Annotated in this window: 8 protein-coding genes; 6 read left to right on the top strand and 2 right to left on the bottom strand. The window is 61.3% G+C overall.

What is annotated here, in order from left to right:
• Positions 1-66 precede the first annotated feature (66 nt).
• From HMPREF2678_RS05210 to HMPREF2678_RS05200, 3 genes are all read left to right on the top strand, one after another.
• On the top strand, positions 67-897 hold the full coding sequence (locus HMPREF2678_RS05210) for a class I SAM-dependent methyltransferase (RefSeq protein ID WP_080719987.1): 831 nt from the start codon (positions 67-69) through the stop codon (positions 895-897).
• Between the two features lie 203 nt (positions 898-1,100).
• Positions 1,101-2,330 carry an acetyl-CoA C-acetyltransferase gene (locus HMPREF2678_RS05205; protein ID WP_070551228.1) on the top strand — a complete coding sequence of 410 codons (1,230 nt, stop codon included), beginning with the start codon at positions 1,101-1,103 and terminating at the stop codon, positions 2,328-2,330.
• A 107-nt stretch (positions 2,331-2,437) separates the two neighbouring features.
• Positions 2,438-4,765 (top strand): 3-hydroxyacyl-CoA dehydrogenase NAD-binding domain-containing protein, encoded by a 2,328-nt coding sequence (locus tag HMPREF2678_RS05200; protein WP_070551226.1) that lies wholly within the window; start codon positions 2,438-2,440, stop codon positions 4,763-4,765.
• A 63-nt stretch (positions 4,766-4,828) separates the two neighbouring features.
• On the opposite strand, the gene budA is transcribed toward HMPREF2678_RS05200, so the two are convergent.
• Positions 4,829-5,560, bottom strand: coding sequence for an acetolactate decarboxylase (budA, locus tag HMPREF2678_RS05195; RefSeq protein WP_034969436.1), 732 nt, complete (start codon positions 5,558-5,560; stop codon positions 4,829-4,831).
• A gap of 109 nt (positions 5,561-5,669) precedes the next feature.
• A complete protein-coding gene (locus HMPREF2678_RS05190; protein WP_070551224.1) occupies positions 5,670-7,172 on the bottom strand; it encodes a YeeE/YedE thiosulfate transporter family protein in 1,503 nt (500 codons plus the stop codon).
• Positions 7,173-7,541: 369 nt separating this feature from the next.
• Between HMPREF2678_RS05190 and ahpC the strand changes: the two genes are divergently transcribed.
• The 3 genes from ahpC (at position 7,542) to HMPREF2678_RS05175 (ending at position 11,623) form a co-directional block, all read left to right on the top strand.
• Positions 7,542-8,105: an alkyl hydroperoxide reductase subunit C gene (gene ahpC / locus HMPREF2678_RS05185; protein WP_034969440.1), complete on the top strand. Its 564-nt coding sequence runs from the start codon at positions 7,542-7,544 to the stop codon at positions 8,103-8,105.
• Positions 8,106-8,274: 169 nt separating this feature from the next.
• The gene (gene ahpF, locus HMPREF2678_RS05180; protein ID WP_070551222.1) at positions 8,275-9,855 is read left to right on the top strand and encodes an alkyl hydroperoxide reductase subunit F; all 1,581 of its coding nucleotides are present in this window, start codon (positions 8,275-8,277) and stop codon (positions 9,853-9,855) included.
• 448 nt (positions 9,856-10,303) lie between these two features.
• Complete coding sequence (locus HMPREF2678_RS05175) at positions 10,304-11,623, top strand: hypothetical protein (RefSeq protein ID WP_246817891.1); 1,320 nt, start codon at positions 10,304-10,306, stop codon at positions 11,621-11,623.
• The last annotated feature ends 129 nt before the right edge of the window (positions 11,624-11,752 follow it).

Raw genomic sequence — 11,752 nt, 5'->3', positions numbered from 1 at the left:
GCGCCTTAGATAGCTTTGGCGAATCTTCCGTAGAACCGGCGCCGAACCTGCAAAGATAGACACTCGATGAGCCCGAATAACCGCCCTTCCCGCCAGCACTCCCAACAGCGCTCCCGGCAGCGCCAAGCGTTGAGCATCTTCCGCCGCCGCGCCACCCTGCGCCGTTCCTTCGGCCTGCTGAACGACTTTAAATACGAGCAGACCCAGCCCGATATCTTTTACGGCCACCTGGCCGAGGACACGGTCGGGTTGATCCGCGACATTTACGCGGGTGTGCGCGGCGCAGGCCAGAACGAGCCCCTACGCGACGCGAAGATCCTGGACGTCGGCGGCGGACCGGGTTATTTCGGCGTGGCCTTCGACAAGGCCGGCGCGGACTACTACACCTGCGAACCGGACGTTGGCGAGATGGCCGCCGCGGGCATCAAGCTGCAGACCTCGGTGCGGGGTTCGGGGCTGGACCTGCCTTTTCTTAGTGACGCCTTCGACATCACCTACTCTTCCAATGTCGCCGAACACGTACCGGATCCGTGGCGGATGGCGGACGAGATGCTGCGGGTGACGAAGCCAGGCGGAGTGATGATCTACAGCTACACGGTGTGGTTGGGTCCATTCGGCGGGCACGAAACCGGCCTGTGGCAGCATTACGTGGGTGGCGAGTTTGCCGCCCGGCGCTACGAGAAGAAGATGGGCAAGCCGCCGAAGAACCGCTGGGGCGAAAGCCTGTTTAACGTCTCCGCCGGCGAGGGCCTGGAGTATGCGCGCAAGGTGGACGGCGCCGAGCTAGTGGCCACATTCCCCCGCTATCACCCCTGGTGGGCATGGTGGATGGTGCAGGTTCCGGGGCTGCGCGAATTCGCGGTCTCCAACCTGGTGCTGGTGTTCCAGAAGAGCTAGCGCAAGCTCCGTTGGAGCGGGGGCACCATAAAGGGGCAGAAAAAGACATAAGACTACAACTATTTCCCCGAAGAACGGGTAATGTGGCGTGAGACACAAGTCTAGTGTTGTGACCTGCTAGGTCACTGGATTAACGAGCCACTGCCCTAGCCGATCATTGCACTAATGAATCACTGTCGAGAACGATAGGAAATAGGACTGACATGACCAGTAACACTGGCGCCCCTGAGGCATTCATTTACGACGCCGTCCGCACCCCCCGTGGCAAGGGTAAGCCGGGCGGTTCCCTGCACACTGTGAAGCCCGTTGACCTGCTCTCCGGTCTGATCGAGGCCATCATCGAGCGCAACCCGGGCATCGACCCCAACCGCATCAGCGACGTCATCGCTGGCTGTGTCACCCCCGTCGGCGACCAGGGCATGGACATCGCCCGCACCGCCGCCCTGAACGCCGGCCTGCCGTATACCGCCACCGGCTTCCAGGTGAACCGCTACTGCGCCTCCGGCCTCACCGCCGTGAACCTGGGCGCACAGAAGATCCGCTCCGGCTGGGACGACCTGGTCTTCGTCGGCGGCGTGGAGTCCATGTCCCGCGTCCCGATGGGCTCCGACGGCGGCGCCCTGGCAATGGACCCGGCCTCCAACTTCTACAACGACTTCATCCCGCAGGGTATCTCCGCTGACATCATCGCCAGCCTGGACGGCCTGACCCGCGAGGACCTCGACACCTTCGCTGCCCGCTCCCACGAGCGTGCATCCAAGGCCTGGGAAGAGGGCCGCTTCGACCGCACCGTCGTTCCGGTGAAGGACCAGAACGGCATCACCCTGCTGGACCGCGACGAAACCATCCGCCCCGGCACCACCGTCGAGAGCCTGTCCGGCCTGAAGCCCGCCTTCGCCATGATCGGCGACCAGGGCGGCTTCGACGCTGTCGCACAGACCAAGTACCCGCAGCTGGAGCGCATCAACCACCTGCACCACGCCGGTAACTCTTCCGGCATCGTCGACGGCGCAGCCCTGCTGGCCATCGGTTCCGAGCAGGCTGGTAAGGACTTCGGCCTGACCCCGCGCGCCCGCGTTGTCTCCGTCGCCACCTCCGGTGTGGAGCCGACCATCATGCTGACCGCCCCGGCACCGGCCTCCCGCGCCGCTCTGGCAAAGGCTGGCCTGAAGCCCGAGGACATCGACATCTGGGAGATCAACGAGGCATTCTCCTCCGTCGTTCTGCGTGCACAACGCGAGCTGGACATCCCGGACGAGAAGCTGAACGTCTCCGGTGGCGCCATCGCTATGGGTCACCCGCTGGGCGCAACCGGCGCGATCATCACCGGCACCGCCGTCGACGAGCTGCACCGCACCGGCGGCCGCTACGCCCTGATCACCCTCTGTGTCGCAGCCGGCATGGGTGTGGCCACGATCATCGAGCGCGTCTAACCGACCTTCCCGCAGACCAAAACACAAGAAACACTCAATTTTCCTCTGACAACCTCCCGCGAACGCGAGCGTGAGGGCGTTAATAAATAAAACAAGGAGCATCACACATGAGCATGTTCAAGTGGGACCAGGATGGCGACGGCATCGTAACCATCACCATGGACGACCCGAACCAGCCGGTCAACACCATGAACGACACCTTCCAGGGCGAGCTGCCTGAGCTGGTGGAGAAGCTGCAGGGCGCAGTGGAATCCGGCGAGGCCAAGGGCGTGGTCATCACCTCCGCGAAGAAGACCTTCTTCGCCGGCGGCGACATCAAGTCGATGATCAAGTCCACCCCGGAAGACGCAGAAGCAATCACGAAACAGATCAACGGTATGAAGGCCGGCCTGCGCGCAATCGAGACCCTCGGCGTGCCGGTCGTCGCCGCCATCAACGGTGCGGCGCTCGGCGGTGGCCTGGAGATCGCTCTGGCCACGCACCACCGCATTGCTTCGGACGCCAAGGGCCTGAAGGTTGGCCTGCCAGAGGTCACCCTGGGTCTGCTGCCGGGTGGCGGCGGCGTGACCCGCGTGGTCCGCATGCTGGGCATTCAGGACGCACTGATGAAGGTCCTGACCACTGGCCGCCAGTTCCGTGCGGAGGACGCACTGAAGACCGGCCTGATCGACGAAGTCGTCCCGGCAGACCAGCTGATCGACGCTGCCAAGAAGTGGATCAAGGAGAACCCGGAAGCATCCCAGCCGTGGGACCAGAAGGGCTTCAAGATCCCGGGCGGCACCCCGACCAGCCCGCAGCTGGCACAGTTCCTGCCCTCCTTCCCGGCTAACGTGACCAAGCAGATCAAGGGCGCGCCGATGCCGGCTCCGAAGGCCATCCTGAAGGCCGCCGTTGAGGGCGCACAGCTGAAGAACATCGAAGAGGCTCTGGCCGTGGAGACCCGCTACTTCGTGGAGCTGGTCACCGGCACGACCTCCAAGAACATGATGCAGGCATTCTTCTTCGACCTGCAGTACTGCAACGGTGGCGGCTCCCGCCCGAAGGACGTTGAGAAGAAGCAGTTCAAGAAGCTGGGCATGGTTGGTGCCGGCATGATGGGCGCAGCGATCGCCTACGTGGCAGCGAAGGCTGGCATGGAGGTCGTGCTGAAGGACATCAAGATGGAGGCTGCCGAGAAGGGCAAGTCCTACTCCGAGGGTCTGGAGGCCAAGGCACTGAAGCGCGGCAAGACAACCGAGGAGAAGTCCAAGGCTCTGCTGGACCGCATCAAGCCTTCCGTCGACTACTCCGACCTGTCCGACTGTGACATCGTGATCGAGGCCGTGTTTGAGAACACCGAGCTGAAGCACAAGGTCTGGGCAGAGATCGAGGCAGCCGTGCCGGAGGATTGCGTGCTGGGCTCCAACACCTCCACCCTGCCGATCACCGAGCTGGCTACCGGCGTGAAGCGCCCGAAGGACTTCATCGGTATCCACTTCTTCTCCCCGGTAGACAAGATGCCGCTGGTGGAGATCATCAAGGGCGAGGAGACCTCCGACGAGACCCTGGCTGCGGCCCTGGACTTCACCGGCCAGATCCGCAAGACCCCGATCGTCGTGAACGACTCCCGCGGCTTCTACACCTCCCGCGTCATCGGCTTCTTCCTGAACGAGGCTATGCGCATGCTGGCTGAGGGCATCGACCCGGCCGTCATCGAGGCCGCTGGTCGCCAGGCTGGCTACCCGGCACCGCCGCTGCAGCTGCAGGACGAGCTGAACCTGAAGCTGGCCCGCAAGATCGGCGCCGAGACCAAGGCAGCTCAGGAGGCCGCTGGCCTGACCGTCGACGACGGTGGCGTGACCGAGATCGTGGACAAGATGCTGGACGTCTACGACCGCCCGGGCAAGCTCGAGGGCAAGGGCTTCTACGAGTACAACGAGGAAGGCCGCCGCACCGGCCTGTGGCGCGGCCTGTGGGACGAGCTGGGCGCCGGCAAGGTGAAGGTCGCCGACGGCGAGTCCACCGTTGCAGGCACCGGCCTGGATACCGCCGCTGCCGGCGCAGCCCAGAAGGCTGCTGCTGACCCGAGCGGCGTGGCTGCTGGCTCCAACGTTCCGGCTGACGCACCGGCCTTCATCGACCTGGTGGAGCGCCCGCTGTTCGCCGAAGCTCTGGAGACCCAGAAGTGCATCGACGAGGGCGTGCTGACCTCCGATGCGGATGCCAACATCGGCTCCATCATGGGTATCGGCTTCCCGGCATGGACCGGTGGTACCCGTCAGTACATCAAGAACTACGACCGCCCGGCCGCCGCTACCCTGCCGGAGGGCAAGGTTGCGGACCGCGACGGTGGCGACTACCCGACCCGCGGCGTTGCAGGCTTCGTTGCCCGCGCTGAGGAGCTGGCCGCTAAGTACGGCGAGCGCTTCACCCCGCTGGAGTCCCTGAAGAAGTAGTTCTTCTGTCGCCCCTTTAGTGACTAGCCCCGGCTATTGGTTCTGCGGAGCCACTAGCTGGGGCTAGTCCTTAACCTCCGTCTTGTGCAGCTGCGCATCCAGGTCCTCCGGGTCCAGATTCGCCTCGGAGAATGCACTAGTCAGCGGCAGGCGTAGCTCCAGGTCGGTCCCCGGGCAGAGTTCGATCTTTCCCTCTTCCAGGGTGAAGTCCAGCACGTGCCCGCCGACGGTGCGCGAATCGTCGATAAAGTGCACGTGGCATCCGGGGACGGAAATCCCCTTCTCGTAAACCGGCGTGCGGAAGCCCGCGATAATTCCCGTGACGTCGGTGAAGTGTTGCTCGGCGTCCTCCTCCGTCACCTCGACCATCGGCCGATACGGCGGCTCTTGTTTGACGACCGTGCGGGTGACCACGCTGCTGAAGTGCCCGGTGATGCGGACGGCGTACATGTAGTTCGAGGAGGGCGTCATGCCGTCGATGAATTTCGACAGGTCCGCGCGGCGGATGTTCTCCGGGGCGCGGCGACGGATGCGCGGCACGAAGTTGGTGGCCACGGCGTAGGGGCTCCGGGTTTCCAGGTCGGCGCGGGTGGCGGTGCCGTCGTGGCGCAGTTGGTAGCAAACGCCAGCGATGATGACCATCTCGCCATCCAGCGCGTCGAACGTCCCCAGCCCGAAGTTGCCTTTGCCCAGCAGCTCCCCGACGGTCATCTCGCCGTCGTAGATGCCGTCCAGCAGGGCGGTCATCAGGGAGTTCTGGAAGATTGTGTGCCTAGTTACCGGTGAGTCGCTCATGCCCCCATTGTTGCTGCGCTCGCCCGTCGCTCGCTTTTCTTAGTGACGCCCCTCCCGTCCCAACTACCCCCAATGTGGGGACGGGGGCGCCGGATCGGTGGGTTGGAAACTAGCTGCCCTTCTTGATGGTGATGGTCCAGCCAGCGTCGTTGGTTTGCTCGAAGTTTGTGACTTCGTGGCCGTCGGTAGCTGCCCACCGCGGGATGGCATCCGTGGCCTGGGTGCAGTCGAAGTCGATCTTCAGGGAATCTCCGACTTCCAGGTCGGCCATGGCTGCCTTTGCGTCGACCAGCGGAAACGGGCACACCGCACCAAGTGTGTCGAGCTTGTAGGTGCGATCGCCGACCAGTTCGAGGTCACTCTTCGCCGCCGTGCCGCCCACAGCTGCATTGTCCGCAGCCGGAGTCTTTCGATCCAGCAGCAGGGTTCCGGTGGTGTGGAATCCCAGCTGCTCTGCCATAGCGTTCAGCTCTGCGGCGGACTGTGCGTCGCGCGGAGTAGACTGCGCCTGACCAGCGTTCTGGCCGGTTGGCTGGGCAGTTGGCTGGACAGTTGGCTGGCTGTCCCTTGGGCTGGATGCCTGCCCCGGCACCGCGTCGGTGGGCTTGAGCCATAGCTTGGCGGCAATTCCGATTCCAATCGAGATGAACAGCAGCGCGACCCAGCCTTGGTAACTGAACAGGGAGGTCTGCACCATGCCGTTGCCCACGGTGCAACCGCCGGCAGCAGAGGCTCCCACACCCATCAGCACGCCGCCGATGACGGAACGAACGGCCTGCTCGGCGGAGGGGACGCGCAAGCGGAATTCACCGGATGCCTTAGCTGCAAAGAAGGCACCCACCAGCAGGCCGAGCACCAGCATGACTCCCCAGTCAACGGTGTCTTCGCCACTGATGAGGAACTTGGATAGGTTGGACGACGGGCTGGTGATGCCAAGGCCGTCGTTGCGACCCGTCGCTGCTGACAGTGGCCACGCGAGTACGCCCAGGGCGCCAACGATGGCTGCGGTCGGGTAAAAGTGCCAAGGCTTCTCCGCCAGCAGGTGAGCCAGACCAGTCTTCTTTGGCTTCAGAGTCGCCATCTTCGGCGCCTGAGCTTCCTGCGCCAGGAAGCGGCGGGCCAGGAAGGCAACTCCCAGGGCAAATGGAATAACGAGCCACCAGACCGAGATACCCAGGGAGGCGTGCACCGTGGTAATCGGCAGCTTCCAGCTGCGCAGGCCTTCGTTGAGGGCGGCCAGCGAGCCGCCCTTCATAGCGGCAGCACTGCCGGCGTAGAAGACCAGCGCCAGCCACGAGCCGATGAGACCCTCAGCGGAGCGGTACCAAGTACCGGATGCACACCCGCCCGCCAGCACGATGCCCATGCCGAAAAGCAGGCCGCCCAGAACAACGGCGAGCGGTGCAAACGGCTTGTACTCGGGAGTAATTACTCCCGCAGTTGTAAGCGCAGCCAGGCCGACCGCGTGCACCGCAATGACGATGAGCAGGGCGGTAAAGCCCCGCCAGGTCTTGTTCAAGAAAATGTCTCGGATCATGCCGGTCACGCAGAACCTGCCGCGTTGCATAACCCAGCCGAGGACAGCGCCTAAAGCTAGTCCGGTGAGAATCATGGGTTCCCCTACTCTAAATCAAAAATGAACCGATCTGTCTAGTTTGTTGCGGCCATACTAGTCCGCACTTACCTCCCCTTGCAAAAACGCAGCACCACAGACCGCCGCCACAAGGTCGCCGACGAGTATTAATAACGGCGGTTGGTTCAATCCCATAACCCACAACCAATAGCAACCTATTAATCGTTGAGACTTTACAAAGCCAATGCTATAATGAGTGGTGAATCGCAATCGCACCGCCTACATTGCCGACCTGGAATCTATTTCAACTTCGCGACGTCGCCGAAGAAAATAGGTAGGCTTTGTGGCGACGGTTACGAAACAACTGCCAAGAAAATCCATCGAAGCCAAGCCTTTAGGAGGCACAGCATGTCCCTCATTAACACCGAGATTCTGGACTTCAAGAACCCCGCATTCCACAACGGTGAATTCACCGAGGTCTCCAAGGACGACGTCCTGGGCAAGTGGTCCATCTTCTTCTTCTACCCCGGCGACTTCACCTTCGTCTGCCCCACCGAGCTGGGCGACCTGGCTGACCACTACGAAGAGCTGAAGGGCATGGACGTAGAGGTTTACGCGGTATCCACCGACTCCCACTTCGTGCACAAGGCATGGCACGCAGAGTCCGAGCAGGTCGGCAAGGTGAACTACTACATGCTGGGCGACTCCACCGGCCAGCTGACCAACAACTTCCAGAACATGCGCCCGGGCGCCGGCCAGGCCGACCGCGCAACCTTCCTGGTAGACCCGGAGGGCAAGATCCAGTACATCGAGCAGACCGCCGAAGGCATCGGCCGCGACGCTTCCGAGCTGGTTCGCAAGGTCAAGGCTGCTCAGTACGTTGCAGCTCACCCGGGCGAAGTTTGCCCCGCCAAGTGGGAAGAAGGCGAAGAGACCCTGACCCCGGGCATCGACCTGGTTGGCAAGATCTAACTAAACCTTCCACTCCCCTCCCCGCTGAATAGAGGCGGGAAACCCACGGCGGGCCGGGCTTTCCTTACACGGATCCCGCCCGCCGTTTTTAGTACCTCCCGAAGAACCCACGCGTGGCGCGTTTTCCCCTTGGGTGGCGTCAATAAGAAAAGAAAGCGAGCAACCCACAATGGCTAAGCAACTACTAGACGACAACCTGCGCAAGCAGCTCGGTCAGCTCGTCCCGCGCATTACCGAGGACGTCGAGCTGGTGTACGGCCTGGACAAGCGTTCGGCCTCCGAAGACCTGGAGAAGCTGCTGCAGGACATCGCTGAGCTATCCGACAAAATCACCGCGCGCCGCGACGACGACGCACACGACCGCAAGCCTGCCTTCAGCATCGTGCGCACCGGCAGCGACATCTCCGTGACCTTCGCAGGCATCCCAATGGGGCACGAATTCAGCTCCCTGGTACTGGCACTACTGCAGGTCGGCGGTAACCCGATCAAGGAAGACAAAGACCTGATCGAGCAGGTAGAAAACCTGGACGGCGACTACGAATTCGTCACCTACATGTCCCTGACCTGCCAGAACTGCCCGACCGTCGTGCAGGCACTGAACACCATGGCGGTGCTGAACCCGCGCATCAAGCACACCGCGGTGGAGGGCTCGCTGTTCCAGGACGAGGTCAACGAGAACAACGTCCTGGCCGTGCCGACCATCTACCTGAACGGCGAGGAGTTCGGCCAGGGCCGCACAACCATCGAGGACTTCGTGCGCAAGCTGGACAGCGGTTCCGCAGCGCGCGAGGCGAAGAAGCTGAACGAAAAGGACGCCTACGAGGTGCTGGTCGTTGGCCAGGGCCCGGCAGGTGCAGCAGCCTCTATCTACGTCGCCCGTAAGGGTCTGAGCGTAGGCCTGGTCGGCGAGCGCTTCGGCGGCCAGGTGCTGGACACGAACTCCATCGAAAACTTCATCTCCGTACCCGCCACCGAAGGGCCGAAGCTGGCGGCGGAATTCGAGGAGCACGTCGGCCAGTACGACATTGACGTAGTGAAGGCCCAGGCTGCGACCGGTCTGACCCCTGCCGCCGAGGAGGGTGGCCTGCACACGGTGCACTTTGGGGATGACGCCACCCTGCGCGCCCGTGCCCTAGTTATCGCTACGGGCGCACAGTGGCGAACCCTGGGCGTTCCAGGCGAGGAGGAGTACCGCAACAAGGGCGTGACCTTCTGCCCGCACTGCGACGGCCCGCTGTTCAAGGGGAAGTCCGTGGCCGTGATTGGCGGCGGAAACTCGGGCATTGAGGCTGCGCTGGACCTTGCCGGTGTGGTGAAGCACGTGACGGTTCTGGAATTCGGCGAGGCCTGCCGCGCGGATGAAATCCTGATGCAGCGCGTGGAGGAAACCGCGAACATCGACGTGATTACGTCGGCAGCTACTACGGAGATTGTGGGCGATGGCAAGAACGTCACCAGCCTGAACTACACGGATCGGACGAACGATGAGTCGAAGTCTCTGGACGTGGCGGGCGTGTTCATCCAGATCGGCCTGGTGCCGAATACTCAGTGGCTGGGCGAGAGTGGCCTGGAACTGAACAAGATGGGCGAAATCGTGGTGGACGAGCACAACGCCACCAGCATCCCCGGCGTGTACGCCGCCGGCGACTGCACCGCCGTGCCTTTCAAGCAGATTGTGATCGCCCAGGGCGCCGGTGCCAACGCTGCGCTGGGCGCGTGGCAGTACACGGTGACTGCGCCGAAGGCGTAGCTGGTTTGGTGGCACCCTTGCGGTGCCCTATACCAGGCTTAAATGTCGGAAAAGTTGCAAAACGTTATTGGGTACGTTCTTCGCTTATGCAAATTACCTGGTCAGAGCGTTTTACGTGACCAGAGTTTTGAGCCAACATTTACGTTTTGCAACTTTTCCGACATTTTCGTACCTAGCCCCCCTTCCACGGAGCGGGTTTTGCGCCACAGCGCCCCACAAAAGCCTCTTCCGCCCAGGCCGAACAGCCCACCACATACTCGTGAGCGCAGCGACTGGTGCGAAAACCACAGCCGCGTGAATAAACACATGCTGCCCAAACTGTGCCAATACTCGCTTTAGGAATTGAGGAACCCTAGGGAGCCCATCCAATAGCCAGCGGAAATATTGTACTTATGAGTAAACTCTAAGAAAAGGAACCTAATTCTCACCCTCGACAAAAGGATTATCCATGCGTTTGCGTTCCATCCTCACCCGCCCCTCGTCGAAAACCGAAGGCCACTTAGGCGCCCGCGCGAAGCGGGGTCGGTGGCAGGTTGGGGCGGTGGGCGTCATGACCATAGCAGCTTTAGCAATGACCAGCTGTTCGAGCGACGAACCGCAGGACAACACGGCGGCAAGCAGTACAAATAGGGGCGATGCGAAGGGCGGCGAGAAGGCGGAAGCAAAGGCCGACCCGACGCAGCAGGCGATCAATGCGTACAAGGATGTTTTGGATAATCCGGAAAAATACGAACGCGATTATTCTGACCGCGACGATTATTATCCGACAGGCACCTATTCTTATGCGTTGATTGAGGCGAATAATGATGAAGCTCCGGAGCTGCTGCTGAAAAACGATTGCAAGGAATTTTCTCCGGTGACTTTTATTGCAATCGGCAAGGACGGAAAGCCTTTCGCGTCAGACACTGCGCTGGTGACGGGCGCTGGATCAACCGGTTCCCGGGCTAATGTTGTGGCTTCGGGCGAGGGCGATGGCATTTTCGAGTGGGCTTATTCGTCTGGACGGCCGGAAGTTCCTACAACTCATTACACATTCGACGGCAAGCAGCTGACCAAGGGCGAGAGAAGCGAATGGAGCCAGGTCACGGGCACTCCGGCCGACCAGATCGAGCTGGAATGGTACGCCACCGACGACGCGAGCGGTCTAAAGAAAAACCAGTCTGGCCCTAATTTCGGCTCCGGCGAGTCTTCCGGAAAATCCGAAAACAAGGAAAAGAAAGGCAAGAAGAATAAGGGAAAGAAGCCGAATCCCGATCTGCCTGCGGGTTACGTAAAAAAGGACGATGCGGAAAATGACGCCCCAGCCTCCCCGAATAAGAACCTCCCCGAAGGAGCTTACGCGAAGGCCGGTGGGCCAATTCCTTCGGATGCTCTCGAAGCAACGGTTGTAAGGCGTTATAAGGAGTCTTACATGCACGACCGGGCGGTATTTCAGTCACCAAGCGGAAAAATCAAGTGTGCAGTAGACGCTTCTTTCGCAGGATGTGGAATTCCCTCTTACCGCGATACGAAACCCTACGGATACAGCAAAACCGTTGGTGCAAATTGGTGGGTGGATTTCAACAACTGGGAACTCATGTCGAGGGACGACGTACCGCCTTACGCTCCCGATGATGGAGGTTCAGAAATCGAGGATGTGCCCTACGGCAAAACCATTTACTTCGGCAACCATGTCTGTCACTCGGAATACAACGGCATGACGTGCTGGAACGCGAAAACCGGTAAGGGCGCGTTTATGAGTATCAGCAGGACGGAGTTCTTCGACTGACTTTCTAATAAACACTCTTATAATCCACCCCCATAGAAGGGTGTTTTCGGTTATCAGAATGATAGACCTTAGCCTTATAGCTCGATTACAAAATACGCTTGTTAAGCGATTTAAGGGTAAACAAACAAC

The organism is Corynebacterium sp. HMSC058E07 (assembly GCF_001809885.1).
Lineage (GTDB): Bacteria > Actinomycetota > Actinomycetes > Mycobacteriales > Mycobacteriaceae > Corynebacterium > Corynebacterium macclintockiae.
This window is presented reverse-complemented; position numbering and strand designations above follow the sequence as displayed.